Origin of the sequence: Bacteroides sp. OF04-15BH (assembly GCF_003477995.1) — a bacterium.
Lineage (GTDB): Bacteria > Bacteroidota > Bacteroidia > Bacteroidales > Bacteroidaceae > Paraprevotella.
The window spans coordinates 1-21603 of the sequence record NZ_QUEM01000035.1; the positions used below are offsets into that span (position 1 = coordinate 1).

Genomic DNA, 21603 nt, shown 5'->3' on the forward strand with positions numbered 1-21603 from the left:
CAATCTCCGGAGGGATTCTTTTTTGTATCTACCTCTTTCTTTTTATTATTCCAATTCTTAGGTTCTATATTCTTATGGCTCACCCGATATTTAGTGGGGAAAAATAAAATTATCTATGTATCGTGGGAATTTCGATGATAGAGTCTTTGGTAAGTTTTATATTACCCTTTAATATATTATTCTGTTCTACAGTAGTAAAAGTAGAAAGTAATGCAGAGACTCCGTTCATTCATTTGGATTAGATTGCTTCTGTAGAGTATGTCCATGATTCGAATATAGAATTCAAGGGATGGTTCACCTGATAAATCGTGGGATAAAGAAATAAGCTTATTTTTACGGTATGCAAATTCACTACAGGTGTCTGCATGAAGCCATTTTCAAGGTGTGGATCAATTCGTCAGTGAAGATTCATGATTATCGGATTTTGTTTAACCTTTCTCTTTGAAGCAGGGGCCATGATCAGATACGATGTGATGATAGAAACCATATTGTTAATTCCCTTTTCATTCTATTTTGTACTAAAAATTGAGGGAAATGCGAAAGTGTGCACAAATTGTTTCTTTTTTAACTTCTTTTTGTCGCTACCTCAAATAAAAGCTGTATCTTTGTTTGAAATTTGACAATCCCGTTATTCTGTGAATGTTTTTTGGGCTATAATTTGAGCAAAAAGTAATCAGATATAATAAAGGGAGAACAAAAGGAAAGAATAGAAGCAGATGATAGAACGTTTTTTGAGCAAAACGAAATTTACTTCTCAAGAGGATTTCGTGAAGAACTTCAAGATTAGGGTTCCTGAGAATTTTAATTTTGGATATGATGTAGTGGATGAGTGGGCCAAAGAAGCCCCAGGTAAGATTGCTTTATGTTGGACCAATGACTATGGACGCGTGCGCAGGTTTACTTTTGCTGAAATGAAAGAGTACACGGATCGCACTGCGGCTTATTTCTTGTCTTTGGGTATTCGTAAGGGAGATCGTGTCATGCTGATGCTGAAGCGTCGCTATGAATTCTGGTTTTCTATTATTGCCTTACATAAGATCGGTGCTATTACCATTCCGGCAACTCATTTGCTCACGAAGCATGATATCGTATACCGAAACCGGGCTGCTGAAATCAAGATGATTGTTTGTGCCGGCGAAGACAACATTCTGAATCATGTTCGTGAATCACTGCCAGATTCACCATCTGTTGAAACCGTTATTTCTGTCGGTCCGAAAGTGCCTGAAGGATTTGAAGATTTCTATAAGGGACTGGAAGACGCTCCGGAATTCGAGAAACCGCAGCATCCGAATACAAATGATGATATCTCTTTGATGTATTTTACATCGGGAACTTCCGGCGAACCGAAGATGGTTGCCCACGACTTTACTTATCCGCTTGGTCATATCGCCACCGGATGCTTCTGGCACAACCTGAATGAGCACAGTCTGCATTTGACGGTAGCAGATACCGGTTGGGGTAAGGCCGTGTGGGGAAAGCTTTACGGACAGTGGATTGCAGGAGCTACTGTTTTTGTTTACGACCACGAAAAGTTTGTTCCGGCAGATATTCTGCAGATGATTCAGGACTACAAGATTACTTCCCTGTGTGCTCCTCCGACCGTATTCCGCTTTTTGATTCGTGAAGACCTGTCCCAGTACGACTTGTCATCATTGAAGTATTGTACGATTGCGGGCGAAGCCTTGAATCCGGTGGTTTACGAGAAGTTCTACGAGCAGACCGGCATTAAGCTGATGGAAGGTTTCGGACAGACAGAGACAGCCCTTTCTATTGCCACATTCCCTTGGATGAAGCCGAAGCCAGGTTCCATGGGTAAGCCCAACCCGCAATATCATGTGGGCCTGCTGAAGGAGGACGGAACTCAGGCCGGTCCTAACGAACAGGGACAGATTGTCATTTATACCGATAAGGGAAAACCGCTGGGACTGTTCAAGGAGTATTACCGTAATCCGGAATTAACCCGCTCCGTATGGCACGATGGAATCTACTATACTGGCGATGTGGCCTGGTATGACGAAGACGGTTATTTCTGGTTTATCGGTCGTATTGATGATGTCATCAAGAGTTCCGGCTATCGTATCGGTCCATTCGAAGTGGAGAGTGCGCTGATGACCCATCCTGCCGTTTTGGAATGTGCCATTACGGGAGTTCCTGACGAGATCAGAGGACAGGTAGTCAAGGCTACCATTGTGTTGACCGCTGCCTATAAGGACAAGGCAGGTGAGAATCTGGTTAAGGAACTGCAGAATCACGTGAAGCAGGAAACAGCTCCTTACAAGTATCCGCGTGTGATCGAGTTTGTAGATGCTCTTCCGAAGACCATCAGCGGAAAGATCCGTCGAGTAGAGATTCGCAAAGGCGATGAGAAATAAATCTCTTTTCTTCTTGTAACAGAAAAGAATATAACATAAAGGTATAAATTTCTTTTTGTGAGGGTTCTCCATGTACCGAACTCTGTCAAAAAGAAATTTATACCTTATTTTTTTGATGTTAATGCCTTGGATATGACATTTGATGGGGCTGTGAGCGGGCAGGGCAGATATTCCTTTTAAAGAACGGACTGTTTGTATGTATTGCAGTTGGGGGATTCTCGATTTCTAGTTTGTTGAGAGCAGGATAAAACGGAATTCTAAATCTCTAAAAGGTATTGTGCGAAAAAAGTCTATACAGAAAGAAGTTCTGCAAAGAACGTTTTAGAGAAACGCGCATGGCTTCAGCAGGAACATTTTACAAAGCAAAAGAAAGGCTGATGCTATGGCTTGATAAGGATTTTGACAGGATGCTTTGACTATCCAGTATTTAAACTTATCACTTTTCGGAGTGATCATCTTCTGGTTAAGTTCTCTTCTTTTTTGATTCAGTCAAGGAGATATTCTTTTTTCTTGTTTTATCGGATTATAAGCAATGCTACTTCAGAATCCCGCCTGATAAGATACAAAATTGTTAAAGGATAAGAAAAAAAATGTTTTTGATTTTATCCTGAGTGAATATTTGATTTTTTTTACTTTCTTTGTTTTACATTTGGGAGAAAACTAATATTTTCTAAACATAGAACCGTTACCGGGTTCTTTACTTAAAACGAAAACAGATAATCTAAAACAATGATTGGAAACAAAATGAGAGGTGTGATGCTCTTTTCGTTGGCATGGGCCATGAGCCTGAATGCCCAGACACGTACGGAGCGTTTACTCGAAAAGGGTTGGACTTTTACCAAAGGAGACAGTACTGTTTATTCGGCAGTAGATTTTAATGACAAAGGATGGCAAAAAGTAACAATCCCACACGATTGGGCTATTTACGGTCCTTTCAGTATTGATAATGACAAGCAGAACACTGCCATTCAGCAGGACGGACAGAAAGAGGCTATGGAGCATGCCGGAAGAACCGGAGGTTTGCCTTTTGTGGGCACCGGCTGGTATCGTCTGGATCTGAAGGTTCCTGAATATACCGCAGGAAAGAAGTGTGTGCTGTTGTTCGACGGAGCCATGAGCCATGCCCGTGTGTTCATCAACGGAAAGGAAGCCGCATATTGGCCTAACGGATACAATGCCTTTATGGTAGATGCTACGGATTACCTGAAACAGGGAGAAACCAATGTACTGGCCGTACGTCTGGAGAATGAGAACGAGTCTTCCCGCTGGTATCCCGGTGCCGGACTTTATCGGAATGTCCGTCTGATTGTTACTGACGATGTGCATGTTCCGGTTTGGGGTACGCAGTTGACCACTCCGGTTGTGCAGGAAGATCATGCCAAGATTCTCTTGAAAACCAAATTGGAATTCCCCAAGGACAAGAAGTTAAACGATTATAGAATTGTTACCGAAATTAAGGATGCAGCAGGTAAGGTGGTTGCTACCAACGAGCGTGAAGGAGGTGCCGATGGTGTATTTGCCGGTGCCAACACCTTTGAGCAGGAACTGGTTGTAGCCGATCCTCAGTTGTGGTCGCCCGAAACTCCGGTGCTCTACACGGCTGTGTCTAAAATCTACGAAGGCAGCGAACTGAAGGACGAGTATGAGACTCCGTTCGGAATCCGTACGTTGGAGATTATACCGGACAAGGGATTTTTCCTGAATGGCAAACCGTTGAAGTTTAAGGGAGTCTGCAACCATCATGATCTCGGACCTTTGGGAACGGCTACAAACGAAGCGGCACTTCGCCGTCAGATCCGAATCATGAAGGATATGGGCTGTAATGCCATCAGAACTTCGCACAACATGCCTTCTACCGAGCTGGTGCGTATCTGCGACGAGATGGGTATGATGCTGATGCTGGAATCCTTCGATGAGTGGCAGACAGCCAAGGTGCAGAACGGATACCATAAGTATTTCAAGGATTGGGTGGAAAAGGATCTGGTGAATCTGGTGCATCATTTCCGCAACAATCCGAGTGTGGTGATGTGGTGTATCGGAAACGAGGTGCCCGATCAGTGGAACGGACATGTAGGTGCCAAGCTGACCCGCAAGTTGCAGGACATCTGTCATCGTGAAGATCCTACCCGTCCGGTGACATTGGGAATGGATGCTCCCGATGCGGTGGTCAACAATAATATGGCAGCCGTATTGGATGTGCCGGGCTTCAATTACCGTCCGCACAAGTTCCAGGAGAATTATGCCAAGTTGCCGCAGCAGATCATTTTGGGTAGCGAAACGGCATCTACGTTGAGTTCACGTGGAGTATACAAGTTCCCGGTTGAGCGTCGTTCGATGATGAAGTACGATGACCACCAGGCTTCTTCTTACGATGTGGAGCACTGCTCTTGGTCAAACCTTCCGGAGGACGATTTCATGCAGCACGAAGACAATCCATACTGCATCGGAGAGTTCGTATGGACCGGATTCGATTATCTGGGCGAGCCTACACCTTATTACTCTGATTGGCCAAGCCATTCTTCTCTGTTTGGTATTGTCGATCTGGCCGGTATTCCGAAAGACCGTTACTACCTGTACCGCAGTCATTGGAACAAGGAGAAAGAAACCCTGCATGTGTTGCCGCACTGGACCTGGACCGGTCGTGAGGGCGAGGTGACTCCGGTATTTGTCTATACCAATTATCCGTCTGCCGAGCTCTTCATCAATGGCAAGAGCCAGGGCAAGCGCACCAAGGATACCAGCGTGACCATCGACGGCAGCAAGGACGAGAAGTCGCAGAAAGAGTTCAAGCGCCAGAGCCGTTACCGCCTGATGTGGATGGACACCAAATACGAGCCCGGAACGCTGAAGGTGGTGGCTTATGACGAGCAGGGCAAGGCTGTGGCCGAGAAGGAAATCCACACCGCCGGCAAGCCATACCGCATTGTGCTGAGCGCCGACCGCGATACGATCACTGCCGATGGCAAGGATCTTTCTTTTGTTACGGTAAGTGTGGTAGATAAGGATGGCAATCTCTGTCCGAATGCCGACAATCAGATTTCCTTTAAGGTGAAGGGAGCCGGTACTTATCGTGCGGGAGCCAACGGTGACCCGACCAGTCTGGAGTCCTTCCAGAAACCTCAGATGAAGGTGTTCTCCGGAATGATGACCGCCATTGTCCAGTCCGAAGAAAAGGCCGGAACCATCCGTCTGGAAGCTTCTTCCAAAGGATTGAAGAAAGCGGAAATTATTATCCGCAGTGAGAAGAAATAAAAAATGACCTGTAAAAGTTTTCTTGTGCTTCCCTGTTTCCGGGGAAGACAGGAAAACTTTTCATTTTTAAAACCGTCTGATTTTATGAAACGTTTTCGGTATGCGATACGTCAGTTTCACCGATGGTCGGGTTTGCTGGTTGCGATTCCTTTTGTTGTGATCAGCATTACGGGAGCCTGTCTGGCTTTTGAACCCCAGTTCCTTCGGCTGATGCATTCGGAACTTTATGAGCTTCCCCGGCCTTATGCAGCGGGCGAAGTTTCCATCCGCTCCGTTTCCGAAAAGGTAGAGCGGCAGTTGCCCGTCGGGATGACTTTAGGCGCCTTGCAGATCGGTCGGCCTGATGAAGCCTGGATTTATGAGATCAGCAGCATGCGCAAGGCCGAGCTGTTTGTCGACCCTTCATCCGGAAAGATTCTGGGAATGATTGACCACGATCAGGGAGGCTTCTATCAGTTGCGGAAGCTGCACCGCTGGTTGGGCGATACGCTCAACCGGGAGAGCGATGCGCCGTGCGTCGGTCGGATTGTCGTCGGTGTGTTTACGGCCTGGAGTATTCTGGTGATTCTTTCCGGATTCTATCTGTGGTTTCCCCGAAGCCGCAAGTCTTGGGCTCTGCGTTTCCGTTGGCCCGGATGGAGTGCGTCGGGATATGCACCCGAGTATCAGCGTCACACTCTGATAGGAATCTGGTGCGGTGTTCCGGTAATCGCTCTGGCACTTACCGGACTGACCTGGTCTTTTCCGGCGTATCGTGACGGTTTCTTTGCCTTATGGGGAGCCGATTACAGTCAGCGCAAAATAAAGTCTGCTGAGGCGGACACGACAGACTGCCGGTATTTATGGGATCAGGCATGGCCTTTGATCCGTCAGGCACATCCGTCTTTGAAGAAAGTGCAATTTGAAGAAACGGCGGTAGAGGTTACCTCCTTGCGTCCTTTTCCCGGGATTACCGTAACAGACCGCTATTTGTTGTCGTCGGCTTCCGGAGGGCTGAATTCTTTTCCTCGTGAGGCGGAGCGGGCACGCAATGTCCGTTCCGGAATCGTGCTGGTGCACGAAGGGCTTTGGATGGGACTGTTCTCGCAATGTCTCACTTTTCTTTGGGCCTTGTCCGGCGCTTATCTTTCCTGGTCGGGCGTTCGTTTGTGGAGGTATCGCAGATTGCGGAAAAAATAGAATTTGAAGTGTTTTTCAAATGATCTCGATGAAATGAAAAAATGATTGAGATCATATTGTAAAATCATCAGCATCATTTTTCAGGTTCTTCAGATACTGTTGTTCTTTCAGAAAGTTTCTTTGGAGAAGAAGGAAAAAAGGAGTTGCTTCACCATGCGTGAGGCAACTCCTTTTTCTATCCTGTATTCTTCAGCAGAGCGGTTCACCTTACATGCAATTCCTTCTTTATCCGGGAATCGCAGCATGATTGTATCTTGTTGCTTACTGCTGTTTCTGCAATTTATTGAATTCCTTCTGTGCTTTCTTGATGCGCACTCCATTGATCAGTTCGGCTATTCCGTAGAAGATGGAGGTATAACCCAGAATCAGGAAAGGCAGGGAAGCGGTTTCCATCGGTTTGAGCAGGATGAGCAGTCCCATACCCAGTACGGCCAGTGAGAACACATACATATACCACGCAATCCGGATGATCTTCCGGAATTTGATGAACGTGAAAATCTGGTTGGCACCCGCCAGCATGATGATGATTCCCAGCACAAACATCAGATAGGCGATGAACAGTTCCGGAAATACGGCCATGAAAATACCGAAAAGAAAACTGCCCAGTCCCACAATCGGGAATACCGGTTTGTAATATACCTCCTTGCTTTTGGTGGCAATCAGATAATTGATGAGCGAGTAACATCCGGAGATTCCAAACAGGATGCCGATAATCATGACCAGCGCCACCGTCATGCGTTCCGGATTCAGCACCAGAAGCAGACCGATAAGAATGGAGCAGAGTGCTCTGAATATAAAACTATTCGTATAATTCATAATGGTAGTTGTTTTAGAGATTGATACAAACATACGAAAAAAAACAGACCGGTGAAAGGTTTTCTGCGGAAAAACTGTTTCCCTGAACACCGGATACAGAACAAAAAACTCCGGTTCCCACCAGGAAGTGTAGAGAACCGGAGATTTATATTTTCAGTCTGTAAAAGTCTGGTCTCAGGAATAAGTTTCCCGTGTCTGACGTTTACGGATTACTGACCTTCTTTCTTTTTCAGCTCGGCATCGAACTGACGGATGGCCTGCATACCCTCGTTGCATGCGCAAGGACCGCTGATACAGCCGCCCGGGCAAGCCATTACCTCGATCATCTTTGTCGGGCACTTGCCGGTCTTGGCATAAGCGCGCAGCTGACCGATAGACTTCTTGTCCAGGTTGGCTATGATAGTTCCCTGCATGGTCTGGTCGCCTACCATATTCTTCACGGCAGTGAACACACCACCGGTCTTTGCAAAACCGTGTGCGTCGTGTCCGGCATGCTCTTCCGGCAGGAAGTCCTCGCAATCGTCAATCTTGATGTCCAAGCCTTCCAATACAGCCTCTACCTCGCGGAAAGTCCATACGAAATCCACATTCGGATTCTTGTTTCCTTCGGCACGCTTGGAAGCACAAGGAGCGATGAACACATTGATTCCGTCCGGATATTTCTTGCGTGCATACTCAGCGATGTAATACATTGGAGAACCAGTGGTAGAAACATAAGGTTTCATGTCCGGAATATGCTTGTTGACCAGTTCTACATAAGCCGAGCAGCAGCTGGTGGTCATAAACGGAGCACCTTCTTCCATTCTCTCCTTGAACTCGGCAGCCTCGTTGCGGATGGTCTCTTCGGCACCGTAAGCCACCTCAAGAACATCGTCGAAACCGATGGCCTTGAAAGCACCCAATACCTTTTCGATAGGCTGTTTGAACTGAGCCAGGATAGAAGGAGCCACCATGGCAACCACTTTCTTTTCCTTCTTCTTGATTTCCTTCAGCACATCGAATACGCAGCATGCGTCGAAGATGGCACCAAACGGACAAGCGTTCATACACTTGCCGCAGTAGATACACTTCTCCGGATCGATATGTTCCACTCCGTACTCGTCCTTTGAGATGGCCTTTACCGGGCATGCCTCTTCACAAGGCACAGGGATATAGACGATAGCGTGGTACGGACATACCTGATGACATTTGCCACAGCTGATACAAGTATCGTGGTCAATCACTGCCTTTCCGTCGTGGTCGTAAGAAATGGCATTCTTCGGACAGTTGTTGTAGCAAGACTGGGCTGCACAACCGCGGCACAGATTACTAACCTCGTAGTTGATCTTCACGCAAGAAGAGCAGGCCTCGTCCATCACGCTCAGGATGCTCTTGTTCGGGCGCAGGCCGTTGCGGTCGAGCATCTTCTGGGCATAGCTGGAGAGCGGTTCGTTTTCGTCCTTCTCATCCTCCATGTCGAAGCCCATCATGGCCATGGTTTTATACTTGGTTACGGCGCGTTCCTTGTAAACGCAGCAACGTCCCTTTGGCTTTTGTTTGCGCGGATGCAACTCGATGGGGAGACCGTCGATTTTTTCCAGCAACTCGTCATTTTTCCACATTTTTACCAGTTTAGCCAGCAACTGGTATCGAATGTACATAATATTATTTGTGTATGCCATAATGAATAACAGTAATTGGGTTTGAGTATACAATTGGTGCACAAAAATAATGAAAAAAAGTATTTTTTAAAAGATGCAGCCACTTTTATTTCCCGCTTCTCCCTGTTTTTGATTACTGCTTTGTGTGTTTTTATAAAAAAAGCGAATCCGGCCTACTATTTTTTAATGATTCTTGCGCGTGTTCTATATAAGAATTGATAACTTTGTAATCATTTTAATTATAGACTTTATGTATGATTCGATAAATGACTCCACGCTTGAGGCCTGGGTGGGTACGCTCAGCCGCGGAGAGAGTCTGGGGCGTGAAGACTATCTGCGCCTGCTTTCGCTGTCCGATCACGACCAGCTTGCCTGGCTGATGGGACAGGCACGTGCTGTGGCCGACCGTGAGTTTGGCCGTGGTGTCTACATCCGCGGACTGATCGAGATATCCAACCACTGCAAGAACGGCTGTTATTATTGCGGCATCCGTAATGCCAATGCCTGTGTGGAGCGCTATCGTCTTTCGTCCGAGGAAATCATGGCCTGTTGCCGTCAGGGATATGAACTGGGCTTCCGCACCTTTGTGCTTCAGGGGGGAGAAGACCCGTTTCAGGATGACGACTGGCTGTGCGAGGTCATCGCCCGCATTAAGGAGGAGTATTCCGACTGTGCCCTGACACTGTCTGTCGGTGAGCGCAGCGAGCAGGCTTACGAACGCTTTCGCCGGGCCGGGGCCGACCGCTATCTGTTGCGTCACGAAACGGCCAATGCGGTGCACTATTCCATGTTGCACCCAGAGAGCATGTCCTTTGAAAACCGGATGCTCTGTCTGCGCACCCTCAAGGCCCTGGGATTCCAGACCGGTGCCGGCATGATGGTCGGTTCGCCGGGACAGACCCTGGAATGTCTGGTGGATGATTTGCTGTTTTTGGAGGCCTTACAGCCGCAGATGATCGGCATGGGGCCTTTCATTCCCGCGCCGCACACTCCGTTTGCCAAGGAACCGGCCGGCAGTGTGCCGCTCACCCTGTTGCTGCTTTCGGTGCTCCGTCTGCGCTTTCCACGCGTCCTGCTGCCCGCCACGACGGCCTTGTCGACCCTCGACCCGCAGGGACAGGAGAAAGGACTGTTGGCCGGAGCCAATGTGATTATGCCCAATCTGTCGCCCCTGACGGTGCGCCGCAAGTATGCGCTTTATGCCGACAAGAAGTATCTGGGCAACGAGGCGGCCGAGCAGATCGGGCGTCTGGACGAGAAACTGAAAAAGATCGGTTTTCATATAAGTTACGAGAGAGGAGATTTTAAACCATAACACATAATAACATGATATATAATCTGAAATCATTACGAGCAGAAGAATTTATCAGTCACGAAGAGATTCTGGCTACTCTGGAATATGCGCGGGAGCATAAGAACGACCGCGAACTGATTCTCTCCATTCTGGAGAAAGGCGAACAGATGCAGGGCATCACCCATCGTGAGGCCGCCGTGCTGGTTACGGTGGAAGACCCGGAACTGACCGAGCGCATGTTTCATCTGGCACGCCGCATCAAAGAGCACATCTATGGCAACCGCATCGTGATGTTTGCTCCGTTGTACTTGTCCAACTATTGTATCAACGGCTGTGTCTACTGCCCTTATCATGCCAAGAACAAGACCATTCGCCGCAAGAAACTTTCACAGGAGGAAATCCGTCAGGAAGTGATAGCCTTGCAGGACATGGGTCACAAGCGTCTGGCTCTGGAAACAGGCGAGGACCCTAAGAACAACCCGATAGAATATGTGTTGGAGAGCATCAAGACCATCTACGGTATCAAGCACAAGAACGGTGCCATCCGACGCGTGAATGTAAACATTGCCGCTACCACCGTAGAGAACTACCGCCGTCTGCACGATGCCGGCATCGGTACTTATATCCTGTTCCAGGAAACTTATCATAAGGAGAACTACGAACGTCTGCATCCAACAGGACCCAAGAAGGATTATGCCTACCACACCGAAGCTATGGACCGCGCCATGCAGGGCGGTATTGACGATGTGGGACTGGGTGTTCTCTTCGGTCTGAACAACTATGCCTACGATCTGGTGGGCCTGTTGATGCACGCCGAGCATCTGGATCAGACCTATGGCGTGGGACCGCATACCATCAGTGTGCCTCGTCTCTGTCCGGCCGATGATATTGATACCAAGGATTTTGAGAACTGTCTGCCCGATTCCATTTTCCATAAGATTGTGGCCGCCATCCGTATCGCCGTGCCTTATACCGGCATGATCATCTCAACCCGTGAGAGTAAGGCCAGCCGGGAGAAGGCGCTCGAACTTGGAGTTTCCCAGATCAGTGGCGGATCGCGCACCAGTGTGGGCGGTTATGTGCACGAGGAGAGTGCCGAAGAGAATTCCTCACAGTTTGATGTGAGCGACCGCCGTACACTGGACGAGATTGTGGGCTGGCTGCTCGATTTGGGCTATGTGCCCAGCTTCTGCACGGCCTGCTATCGTGAAGGACGCACTGGCGACCGCTTTATGTCGCTGGCCAAACGCGGACAGATTGTGAACTGCTGTGCCCCGAATGCGCTGATCACCCTGAAAGAATATTTGCAGGACTATGCTTCGGAGCCTACCAAGGCCAAGGGCGTGGAAATGATTCGCCAGGAAATTGCCAAGGTGCCTAACCCGGTTATCCGTGAGCGCGCCGAGCGTTTCCTTCAGGAAATCGAGCAGGGAGCACGCGACTTCCGTTTCTGATTCCACGGCCTTATACCTTATCTTATAAACCAACATCAGAAGAATAGAAAATCAATATGGAAGTTGCACGTTCCAATCGTTTTCACATCGGTTTCTTCGGTCCCTGCAATGCCGGAAAATCCTCCCTGCTGAACGCACTGGTGGGGCAGGATGAGGCCATTGTGTCCGACATGGCCGGAACGACCACCGATGTGGTGAAAAAGAATATGGAGATCAGTGGTGTGGGACCGTGTGTGCTGCTCGATACGGCAGGATATGACGATCAGAGCGAGCTGGGACTGCGCCGTGTGGACAAAACCCGCAAGGAAGCCGCCCGGGTGGATCTGGCCATTCTGGTACTCGGTGCTTATGACTCTCAGGCACTTGCCGATGTTCAGGAGTGGAAACGCCACTTTGAGCGGGCTGGCATCCCCCAAATCTATGTGCTGAACAAGGCCGACCTGTTTGCCGATGCGACCGGACAGGCGGCTCTTTGGGAAGAGGCGCTTCAAGTGGCTTGCTTGCCGGTATCGGCCCGTTATCGTGCTGGCATGGATTCGTTGTTGGGCCGCATTACAGAAGCCTTGAAGCAGAAAGACGAGATAGACGATCTGACCGGCAATCTGGTACAGTCGGGTGATTCGGTGCTGCTGGTCATGCCGCAGGACATTCAGGCTCCGAAGGGACGTCTGATTCTTCCGCAGGTACAGACTTTGCGCAACCTGCTCGACAAGCAATGCTCCGTGATGTGTTGCACACACGACCGCATGGCCGATACGCTGAAGCTGCTGTCCGCACCGCCCAGCCTAATCATTACCGATTCGCAGGTCTTTCCTCAAGTACGTGCCCTGTGCCCGCCGGAAAGCAAACTGACTTCTTTTTCCGTACTCTTTGCCCGTTACAAGGGAGATATTCCAACCTTCTTGCAGGGAGCGGCCGTGTTGCGCAGTTTGCGTCCCGATGCCCGGGTCCTGATAGCCGAATCGTGTTCGCACACGCCCAAGAACGAAGATATCGGTCGTGTCAAGTTGCCCCGTTTGCTGCGTGCCAAGAAAGGCCATGAATTGCAGATAGATATTGTGGCCGGCAACGATTTCCCCGATGATCTGCGCTTTTATGATCTGATTATTCATTGCGGGGCCTGCATGTTCACGCGCCGTCATGTTCTGGCGCGTATTGCGGCAGCACGGGCGCAGGGTGTGCCCATCACCAATTACGGAATAGCCATTGCCGAGCTGAACGGTATTTTGCCCGACGTGGTTTATCCCGGTTAGTTCGGTGACTGAAGAACGATACAAATAATTTTTTATCTTAAAGTAACCCAAACCATGAATTTAAAACTGTTTTGTGTGGCTTGCCTTACGCCCCTGAGTATGGCACTGTATGCCCAGAAGGTATTTGAAATGGAACGCTACGGACTGGTGCCCGATAAGAAAAAGGATATGTCGGTCAAATTGCAGAAGGCTATCGACAAAATCCGTAAGGAAGTGAAGCCCGGCGAAGAATACATCCTTCGTTTCAAGAGTGGCCGTTATAACTTCTATCCGGAGAATGCCGTCAAGAAAACCTATTATGTGTCCAATCACGACCAGCCCAATCCGAAGAGCATCGGTATCGCTCTGGAGGATCTTTCCAACATGACACTCGACGGAGGCGGCGCACAATTCATATTCCACGGTACCATGGTGCCTCTGGCTCTGGTCAATTCCACCAATTGCACGCTGGAGAATTTCTCCATCGACTTTGACAATCCCCACATCACTCAGATTGAGATTGTGAAGAACGAGGGCAAGGGCGGCATGACCTTCCGGGTGGCTCCCTGGGTGCAGTATAAGATTTCGAAGGATACGGTGTTCCATGCCTATGGTTCCGATTGGGATCTGGTGCCGTCTTCGGGCATTGCCTTTGAGAAAGACACCAAACATATTCTTTACAACACCGGCGATCTGTTCTACAGCACCAAGGGAGTGCATGAAGTGGGCGACCGCCTGTTGCATGCCCCTCTGTGGAACGATGCCCGCCTGAAAGAAGGCACAATCGTGGCCATGCGTGCGTGGAACCGTCCTACACCGGGCGTATTCTTGTCGCACAACACCAATACCACTCTGAAGAAAGTCAGCGTGCACTATGCGCAGGGCATGGGACTGATTGCCCAGTTGTGTGACAACATTCACATGGATGGTTTCAATGTGTGTCTGGACAAGAACTCCAACCGTTACTTCACGACTCAGGCGGATGCCACCCACTTCTCACAGTGCAAGGGCAAGATCACCTCGGTGAACGGCCTTTATGAAGGTATGATGGACGACGCCATCAATGTGCATGGCATTTATCTGAAAATCATGGAGCGTCTGGACGACCATACCCTCCGTGCCCGTTACATGCACGACCAGGCCTGGGGATTCGACTGGGGTTATGCTGGCGACACCGTGACCTTTATCCGCACGCAGACCATGGAGTATCTGGACGGCGTGAACCGTATTGCCGAGATTACTCCGCTCGACGGGAAGAACGGTATCGGCATGCGCGAGTTCAAGATCCGCTTCGAGCAGCCTGTTCCGGCAGAGGTAGACGGCAAGACTTCCTTCGGCATTGAGAATCTGACCTGGACTCCGGAGGTTTACTTTGCCGGAAATACCATTCAGAACAACCGTGCCCGCGGTTCTCTTTTCAGCACTCCGAAAAAGACTCTGGTGGAGAACAACCAGTTCCTCAACACCTCTGGTTCGGCCATCCTGTTGTGTGGCGACTGCAACGGCTGGTATGAAACCGGTATGTGCAAGGATGTGACGATTCGCAACAACAAGTTTGTCAATGCCCTCACCAGCATGTATCAGTTTACCAACGCGGTGATTTCCATCTATCCGGAAATTCCCGATCTGAAGAACCAGGTGAAGTACTTCCATAAAGGTTCCGTGCTGATTGAGAACAATGAGTTCCACATGTTCGATGCTCCTGTGCTCTATGCCAAGTCTATTCAGGGACTGGTATTTCAGAACAACAAGATTATCCAGAACAACGATTACAAGCCTTTCCACTGGAACAAGCAGCGTTTCTTCCTGGAAAAGGTAGACCAGGTGAAGATTCAAGACTAAAGGACGCCGCCTCCGTATTTCGGTAGGAGGGTCCTCAAAAACATAGATCCGGAAAGAGAAGGCGCTTCTCTTTCCGGATTTTTTATGCAAAAGCAGGGGAAAAGTAAAAAAATATACGGAAAAATTTGGTTTGCAACCGTAAAATCACTACCTTTGCAACGCAAAAGAAAAAAAGACATGCGGAAATAGCTCAGTTGATAGAGCACTAGCCTTCCAAGCTGGGGGTCGCGGGTTTGAGCCCCGTTTTCCGCTCTGGAGCCAACCTTATTGAGGTTGGCTTTTTTTGTACTTCCGCGCGGCATCATGGAGCGCCGGGAGCCGATAAAAAAATGTTCCCAATGATTTTCGAAAATCATTGGGAACATTTTTTTAAATCATTGAGATGATTTTGAACGCTTGTGCCGCCCCGGTTATCAGAAGGGCAGTCTTTCAGCGTTTATACAGAATCATTTCCCCGTTGTGCGTGGCAATCCAGTTATTGTTGAGTACTTTGATTTCGTCATACTCACAGGGGATGATTTTCTTTCCGTTCCGGTCAGAGAGTCCTTTCTTGTTCTTTTGGGTCAGGATAAACTCTCCATAGAAAAACTGTATCCGGTCATATTCACAGGGAATGATTTTCTTGCCGTTCTGGTCGTACACGCCCCGCTTGTTGTTCTGCACCAGAAAGAAATAATTGTTCTGAAAGGTAATGTCGTCGTAGACACAGGGAAGCACCTTCTTTCCGTTGCGCGTATAGATGCCTTTCTTGTTTTTCTTGGTCAGCATAAATTTGCCGTAGAACGGTTGTATCTGGTCAAACTCGCAGGGGATGATGGTCTTTCCGTTGCGGGTGTAAATACCTTTTTTCCCTTCGTTTTCCAGCAGATAGTCATCATAGTAAAGAGTGATGTTGTCGTTTTCGCAGGCAATGACCTTTTTACCGTTCTTCTTGCAGATTCCTTTTTTATGATCCTTGATAATCAGAAAGTCTCCGTTCTGAAACTTGATGTCATCATATTCACAGGCAATGATCTTCTTGCCGCTTTTGTTGTATAACCCCTGTTTTCCGTCTTTTTCCACCAGATATTCCCCATGAAAATTCTTGATTTTGTCAAATTCGCAGGGAATGATTTTCTTTCCGGTATAGGAGTATAGTCCCTTTTTCCCTTCTTTGGTAATCAGATAGGCTCCCCCAAAGGATTTGATCTGATCGAAAGAGAACGGGATAATCCTTTGTGTATGAATTCTGTTCTGTCTGTTTTGGGCAGACAAAGGGACTGTATGCATACACAAAACACCGTTTAAGAACATGAACGTTAACAGTATTTTGACTATATTCCGATACATGGTATTTATTTAATTATTTTTTCAAAAGCAAATGTAGTATATTTCATAAGATATTACAAGCGGAAATGAAATACATTTTCAGCAGTTTCTGCATTTCTTTCTTTTGGCGGCCTGTTCCTGCACGCCCCGTTTCTTTTTTATGAAATGCCATCCTGTTCCGATGCGCTCATTGCGGGCGGTTGCTCTCTTCCTGCGGCCAGGGCTTCACTTTGAGGAACTCCCCTGGAGTGGTTCCCGTCACCTGTTTGAACACCCGGTTGAAGTTGCCCGGAGTGGAGAACCCGGTTTCGTAGGCGGTTTCCTGAATCGTGTGGTTGCGGTCGGCAAACATTTCGATGGCGCGGGTGATGCGGAGCGTGTTCAGATAGTTGCTGAACCGGATGCCCGAACGGTTCAGCAGGCGGCTCAGGTTGCGCACGGAGAACCCGAACTCGCGGGCCACCTGTTCGATTTTCAGGTCCTCGCAGGCATGTTCGCGCATATAGTTCAGGGCCGGCCGCAGGCGGGTGTCGTTCGGAAGCGTTATTGTTTTGAGCTGGATGCCTTGGCTGGGGCTCAGTTCCGGAAGCATGCGGAAAAAGAAGTACGCGTAGTGATAAAGGTCCGGTCTGTCGTCTTTTCGGATCACCGGTCCGCAGTTGGAGATGAAACGCAGGTTTTCGGCAATGATTCCGTTGCAGTGATACACGGAGAACCGCGCGTTCTCTTTCTCTACCGAGGCGGCATAGAAGATGACCAGCGAGGCCTGCCGGTTGTTGGTGGAGAGGTCGTGCTCCATGTTGGCCGGAATCCAGGCCAGATGCTTTTCCGGCACAAAAAAGTTCTCCTCGCCGATTTGCACATGCAGTGTGCCCGACAGCGTGTAGATAATCTGCGATTTCCGGTGCGTGTGCGGAGTGAGCTTGATGTCCTCCCATCCGGTCCGCTTCACGAGAATCTCCTCTTCGGCAGACTGGTTGATGGTTTGTATATAGTTTCTTTGTTCTTCGTTCATGGGGATTTTCTGTTGGCTTTTTCTGCTAATAATATTGCATAATTTGCAAAATCGGTACAAAAATAATCAATTATCTTTGTCTCACCAATAGAAAATGACTCAAAACAGAGTTTTAGCTATAGGCTGTCGGATGTGAACCCGGCAGATGTGGCCATCTGGAAAAGATTGAGTAACAGTAGTATTTGTATACAGATGACAGGTAAGAGATTGTTTTTGTATTTGGGCTTTCAAAGCCTGTTGGGGTTGGCTGTGGCCCAGCCCCGTGTGGTGACTCTTGAGGAATTGTTTCAGTGTATCGACGCCTACAACCGGAATGTCAAGTCGGGCGAGTTGCAGATCCGACAGTCCGAGGCGGCTATTGAGGTTGCGAAAAACGACCGTTTGCCTTCGTTGCAGCTGTCGGCCGACTGGCGTTATATCGGCGACGGCTTTACGACCGACCGTAACTTCTCCAACGGAGAACCGGCAGACATGCCTCATGCCGGAAATTCCTTCCTCCTGAAGGCTACACAGACGGTTTACCAGGGCGGAGCCATTTCGCGGAATATCGAGCGCAGTAAGATTCATAAGAAAGTAGCCGAGGACCGATTGCACAAAACGCGTCAGGATGTTCGTTTTCTGCTTTTGGGGCACTATCTGGACATCTTCCAGTTGTCCAATCAGAAAAAGGTTTATGAGCGCAACATCGAGCAGACCCGGCTGCTGGTGCGCGATATGGAAGCTGCCTACCGTCAGGGTACGGCTCTGAAGAGCGACATCACCCGTTATGAGCTCCAGTTGCAGAACGTGCAGCTGCGCCTCACCCATGTTCAGAACCAGATGGACATCCTGAACCATCAGCTGGTCACTTCCATCGGCTGGCCCGTTACTACGGTGATCGAGCCGGATACAACGATGCTGAAGCAGACCGCCGTGGAGCGTCTGCCCGAGAAAAGCTGGATTGAAAGAGCGCAGGATGCCCCGCAGATGCGTCTGGCCCGCGCGCAGGTAGATTTAAGCAAGAACAGCGAACAGTTGCTGAAAGCCGGTATGCGTCCGCACCTTTTCCTGAAAGCTGAGCATGAGTTTTCCGGTCCGATATTGGTAGAAGTGCCGGCCATTGACAAGAACTTCGGGTTCTGGAGTGCCGGTGTGGGCTTGTCCTATAATATTGATGCCCTGTACCGCAACCGGCGCAAGCTGAAGCAGAACAAGGTGGAGCAGCTCGACATGCAGGAGAAGGCCGCTTTGGCCGAAGAAGAACTGCTGAACGACATTCACGAGGCTTATGTCAATCTGGATGAGGCTTACGTGCGGTTGGAAACACAGAAGAAGAGCGTGCAGCTGGCGCATGAGAACTATTACATCGTGAAGCAGCGCTACATGAACGGACAGGCGCTGATTACCGATATGCTCGATGCCAGCAACACCCAGCTTGAGATGGAACTGGAACTGGCCAATGCCCAGATCGGCATTCTGTATCAATACTATCTGCTGCGCAAGGTGGCAGGTATTCTGTAAGAAAAACAAAGCAATTCTGTAAAACGAAAATAAAAGGATAACAATAATATGATCAAGAACAAAAGACGGGCTATACCCAATTTCTTCATTGCCTTGTGCTTGGTAGCCGGCATCAGCTGGGTGGGCGGCAAGTTCATTCATCTCTCCAACGTGGAGTTTACAGACAATGCCCAGATCAAACAGCACCTCACTCCGGTGAACACCCGGGTGCAGGGATTTATCAAGAAGATTTATTTCGACGAGTATCAGAATGTGAAGAAAGGCGATACGCTGGTGGTCATTGAGGACATCGAATACCAGCTGCGTGTGGCTCAGGCGGAGGCCGACCTGCAAAATGCCCTCACCGGAAAGGATGTGATGCACACAACGATTAACACAACACACAACAACATACTGGTGACTGATGCCGCCATCGAGGAGCAGCGCATCCGTCTGAAAAATGCCGAGACCGACTACAAGCGTTACCTGGAACTGGTCAAGCAGGAGGCTGTCACCCCGCAACAGTTCGACCGCGTGCAGACGGAGTATGAGGCTACCAAAGCCAAGTATGAACAGCTGTTGCGACAGAAGGAGTCGGCCTCGCTGGTCAAGCAGGAGCAGACCCAGCGTCTGGGACAGAATGAATCGGCCATCAAACTGGCGCAGGCCGCTTTGAAGCTGGCCAAACTGAACCTGTCCTATACCGTTATTCTGGCCACAACCGACGGAGTGACCGGCCGCAAGGATATTCACGAAGGCGAGCTGGTGCAGCCGGGACAGACTCTGGTCACTCTGGTCGACGGTACCGAGAAATGGATTATAGCCAACTATAAGGAAACCCAGACAACCAATATGAAGGAAGGACAGCGGGTGGAAGTGAAAGTCGATGCCATCCCCGATGTGACCTTCGAAGGACGTATCACCTCCATCTCCGATGCCACCGGAGCAGCCTATTCCGTTATTCCGCAGGATAATTCAGCCGGAAACTTCGTCAAGGTGGAGCAGCGCATTCCCGTGCGTATCGAATTCACCGAGAACAATTCCAGAGAGAACCTGTCGCGTCTGCGTGCCGGCATGAACGCGGAATGCTCTGTAAAAATGTAAAGGAGTAGGTGCAGATGGCAGAAGTTCGTCCTAGAATCAGCTATTTCAAGGAGGGGATACCTACTCCCGTCTGTATGTTCCTGTCCATGTTCTTTGCCATGGTCTTCCAGTTCAACGGAGGAGTGTTTCTGCCCACGGCCTATCAGATGTCGAGCGCCCTGGGATGCATACAGGAAGATGTCAATATGGCGGCCTATGCTTCCTACATTGGCATGACGGTGATTTTCCCCATTCTGTTTCGTTTGAAAGCCCGTTTCACCACGCGCCGTATCCTGCTTACGGTGTGCGCCGTGCTGGTTACGTGTAACCTCATTACGCTGCACACCGATCAGGTGCCGGTATTTGTCGTGGTGTGTTTCATCTCCGGATTTTTCCGTATGTGGGGCACCTTCGAGTGCTTCTCCAACACACGGTTGAGTGTCACTCCCTCAGGCAACTTTTCCGTGTTCTATCCGGTGATTTATATCGTGGTACTCGAGAGCATCCAGCTTTCGGGGCTGGTAGCCACACATTTGAGCGACTGGGCCACCTGGCGCTATATGCACTGGCTGGTCATCGCTTTTTTGCTGGTCGTGTGGCTGCTTGTTTTTCTGTGCACCCGCCCGGTACGCAACGGCAAGAAGGTTCCTCTTTACGGAGTGGACTGGGTGAGTGCCTTTTTATGGACCTTGATTCTCTTTTCCGTGGTGTTTATCTGCATCTACGGAGAATACTACGACTGGCTGGACAGTGCCAAGATCCGTCTGGCTCTGGTGGTGGCCGCCGTGTCGCTGATGGTCAATATCAACCGCATGTGTATGCAGAAGCGCCCTTACATTGACATACAGGTGTTCCGCTACCGGCATTTCCCCACCATCCTGTTCCTGTTTCTGATGCTCTGCTTCTTTCTGACGGTTTCGTCCGTGCTTCAGAACCTGTTCATGACTTCGGTGCTGGGCTACGACAGCCTGAATGCCGTGTCGCTCAACTGGTATGTCTTTGTGGGCATTCTCATCGGTGCGGCAACGGTGTTCTACCGTCAGGTAGTCCTGCGCAAGGGCTTCAAATTCTTGATTTTCGTGGGCTTCCTGCTGATTGTCGCCTATCAGTATTACATGTATTTTCTGATTGATCCGGAGCTCAACATCGAGAGTTTCTATGTACCCAATCTGCTCAAGGGCATCGGTTATGGCATCCTTTATATCTGTCTGACCATCTACATTGCCAAGAGTGTCCCTTTCAAGCATTTCTTTCAGGGACTCTGTGTGCTCAGTTTCATCCGTACCAGTGTGGCTACCCCTTTGGGTACTGCTATTTTGAACCGGGCCATGAAATATATGCAGAAAGACAATATCGGGCTGCTCAGCCGCAATATTGACCAGAGCTATACCACGCAGACGGGCCATTCCGGTTTTCAGGAACTCTATGCCGAGGTGATCCGTCAGACCATGCTGACCAGCCTGAAGGAACTGTTCGGAGTGGTGTGTATCATCGGTTCCGTGTTCCTGCTGGCGGTACTGTTCTTTCACCCGATCCGTTCGCGGTGGCACTATTATCAGCGGCGTCACCGCTCACAATCCCTGCAACATCTTCATCGTTCATAATCACGAAGGCCCCGGCGAATGGGAATCAAATCC

At 49.2% G+C, this 21603-nt stretch carries 14 protein-coding genes and 1 tRNA gene; 11 read left to right on the top strand and 4 right to left on the bottom strand.

The window, feature by feature from the left end:
- Positions 1 to 716: 716 nt before the first annotated feature.
- The 3 genes from DXA74_RS13345 to DXA74_RS13355 all read left to right on the top strand — a co-directional run bounded on the left by DXA74_RS13345 (position 717) and on the right by DXA74_RS13355 (position 6803).
- A complete protein-coding gene (locus tag DXA74_RS13345; protein ID WP_118528393.1) occupies positions 717 to 2372 on the top strand; it encodes an AMP-binding protein in 1656 nt (551 codons plus the stop codon).
- A gap of 744 nt (positions 2373 to 3116) precedes the next feature.
- On the top strand, positions 3117 to 5624 hold the full coding sequence (gene galB / locus DXA74_RS13350; RefSeq protein WP_233550557.1) for a beta-galactosidase GalB: 2508 nt from the start codon (positions 3117 to 3119) through the stop codon (positions 5622 to 5624).
- An 84-nt stretch (positions 5625 to 5708) separates the two neighbouring features.
- Complete coding sequence (locus DXA74_RS13355) at positions 5709 to 6803, top strand: PepSY domain-containing protein (RefSeq protein WP_158576078.1); 1095 nt, start codon at positions 5709 to 5711, stop codon at positions 6801 to 6803.
- 261 nt (positions 6804 to 7064) lie between these two features.
- Here the strand turns inward: DXA74_RS13355 and DXA74_RS13360 are convergent, their stop codons facing one another.
- The gene (locus tag DXA74_RS13360; RefSeq protein WP_118528399.1) at positions 7065 to 7619 is read right to left on the bottom strand and encodes an HdeD family acid-resistance protein; all 555 of its coding nucleotides are present in this window, start codon (positions 7617 to 7619) and stop codon (positions 7065 to 7067) included.
- Positions 7620 to 7828: 209 nt separating this feature from the next.
- The gene (locus DXA74_RS13365; RefSeq protein WP_118528429.1) at positions 7829 to 9280 is read right to left on the bottom strand and encodes a monomeric [FeFe] hydrogenase; all 1452 of its coding nucleotides are present in this window, start codon (positions 9278 to 9280) and stop codon (positions 7829 to 7831) included.
- Positions 9281 to 9509: 229 nt separating this feature from the next.
- Here DXA74_RS13365 and hydE point away from each other — a divergent pair, with 229 nt between their 5' ends.
- The 5 genes from hydE (at position 9510) to DXA74_RS13390 (ending at position 15333) form a co-directional block, all read left to right on the top strand.
- On the top strand, positions 9510 to 10574 hold the full coding sequence (hydE, locus tag DXA74_RS13370; RefSeq protein WP_118528431.1) for a [FeFe] hydrogenase H-cluster radical SAM maturase HydE: 1065 nt from the start codon (positions 9510 to 9512) through the stop codon (positions 10572 to 10574).
- A 14-nt stretch (positions 10575 to 10588) separates the two neighbouring features.
- Positions 10589 to 12007 carry a [FeFe] hydrogenase H-cluster radical SAM maturase HydG gene (hydG, locus tag DXA74_RS13375; RefSeq protein ID WP_199666179.1) on the top strand — a complete coding sequence of 473 codons (1419 nt, stop codon included), beginning with the start codon at positions 10589 to 10591 and terminating at the stop codon, positions 12005 to 12007.
- A gap of 56 nt (positions 12008 to 12063) precedes the next feature.
- Entirely contained in the window at positions 12064 to 13260 is a 1197-nt protein-coding gene (hydF, locus tag DXA74_RS13380) for a [FeFe] hydrogenase H-cluster maturation GTPase HydF (protein WP_118528403.1), read from the top strand.
- Between the two features lie 54 nt (positions 13261 to 13314).
- Positions 13315 to 15081, top strand: coding sequence for a right-handed parallel beta-helix repeat-containing protein (locus tag DXA74_RS13385; protein WP_118528405.1), 1767 nt, complete (start codon positions 13315 to 13317; stop codon positions 15079 to 15081).
- Between the two features lie 179 nt (positions 15082 to 15260).
- Positions 15261 to 15333: transfer RNA gene (locus tag DXA74_RS13390), tRNA-Gly, on the top strand.
- A gap of 177 nt (positions 15334 to 15510) precedes the next feature.
- Here DXA74_RS13390 and DXA74_RS13395 read toward each other — a convergent pair.
- Together DXA74_RS13395 and DXA74_RS13400 are read right to left on the bottom strand one after the other, a co-directional pair.
- Positions 15511 to 16350: a WG repeat-containing protein gene (locus DXA74_RS13395; RefSeq protein WP_158576079.1), complete on the bottom strand. Its 840-nt coding sequence runs from the start codon at positions 16348 to 16350 to the stop codon at positions 15511 to 15513.
- Between the two features lie 226 nt (positions 16351 to 16576).
- The gene (locus DXA74_RS13400) at positions 16577 to 17404 is read right to left on the bottom strand and encodes an AraC family transcriptional regulator (RefSeq protein ID WP_118528409.1); all 828 of its coding nucleotides are present in this window, start codon (positions 17402 to 17404) and stop codon (positions 16577 to 16579) included.
- Between the two features lie 192 nt (positions 17405 to 17596).
- Here DXA74_RS13400 and DXA74_RS13405 point away from each other — a divergent pair, with 192 nt between their 5' ends.
- From DXA74_RS13405 to DXA74_RS13415, 3 genes are read left to right on the top strand one after another with little or no spacing between them, the layout of a single operon-like run.
- The gene (locus DXA74_RS13405) at positions 17597 to 18904 is read left to right on the top strand and encodes a TolC family protein (protein WP_118528411.1); all 1308 of its coding nucleotides are present in this window, start codon (positions 17597 to 17599) and stop codon (positions 18902 to 18904) included.
- Between the two features lie 48 nt (positions 18905 to 18952).
- Positions 18953 to 19987 carry an HlyD family secretion protein gene (locus tag DXA74_RS13410; RefSeq protein ID WP_118528413.1) on the top strand — a complete coding sequence of 345 codons (1035 nt, stop codon included), beginning with the start codon at positions 18953 to 18955 and terminating at the stop codon, positions 19985 to 19987.
- Between the two features lie 14 nt (positions 19988 to 20001).
- Positions 20002 to 21570, top strand: coding sequence for a hypothetical protein (locus tag DXA74_RS13415; protein WP_233550554.1), 1569 nt, complete (start codon positions 20002 to 20004; stop codon positions 21568 to 21570).
- The last annotated feature ends 33 nt before the right edge of the window (positions 21571 to 21603 follow it).

Excerpts from the sequence above, each read along its gene's own strand:
- DXA74_RS13395 (WP_158576079.1), bottom strand. The coding sequence starts at position 16,350 with ATGCATACAGTCCCTTTGTCTGCCCAAAACAGACAGAACAGAATTCAT.
- hydE (WP_118528431.1), top strand. The coding sequence starts at position 9,510 with ATGTATGATTCGATAAATGACTCCACGCTTGAGGCCTGGGTGGGTACG.
- DXA74_RS13410 (WP_118528413.1), top strand. The coding sequence starts at position 18,953 with ATGATCAAGAACAAAAGACGGGCTATACCCAATTTCTTCATTGCCTTG.
- DXA74_RS13365 (WP_118528429.1), bottom strand. The coding sequence starts at position 9,280 with ATGGCATACACAAATAATATTATGTACATTCGATACCAGTTGCTGGCT.
- galB (WP_233550557.1), top strand. The coding sequence starts at position 3,117 with ATGAGAGGTGTGATGCTCTTTTCGTTGGCATGGGCCATGAGCCTGAAT.
- DXA74_RS13415 (WP_233550554.1), top strand. The coding sequence starts at position 20,002 with ATGGCAGAAGTTCGTCCTAGAATCAGCTATTTCAAGGAGGGGATACCT.
- DXA74_RS13405 (WP_118528411.1), top strand. The coding sequence starts at position 17,597 with ATGACAGGTAAGAGATTGTTTTTGTATTTGGGCTTTCAAAGCCTGTTG.
- hydF (WP_118528403.1), top strand. The coding sequence starts at position 12,064 with ATGGAAGTTGCACGTTCCAATCGTTTTCACATCGGTTTCTTCGGTCCC.
- DXA74_RS13400 (WP_118528409.1), bottom strand. The coding sequence starts at position 17,404 with ATGAACGAAGAACAAAGAAACTATATACAAACCATCAACCAGTCTGCC.
- DXA74_RS13355 (WP_158576078.1), top strand. The coding sequence starts at position 5,709 with ATGAAACGTTTTCGGTATGCGATACGTCAGTTTCACCGATGGTCGGGT.
- DXA74_RS13385 (WP_118528405.1), top strand. The coding sequence starts at position 13,315 with ATGAATTTAAAACTGTTTTGTGTGGCTTGCCTTACGCCCCTGAGTATG.
- DXA74_RS13345 (WP_118528393.1), top strand. The coding sequence starts at position 717 with ATGATAGAACGTTTTTTGAGCAAAACGAAATTTACTTCTCAAGAGGAT.
- DXA74_RS13360 (WP_118528399.1), bottom strand. The coding sequence starts at position 7,619 with ATGAATTATACGAATAGTTTTATATTCAGAGCACTCTGCTCCATTCTT.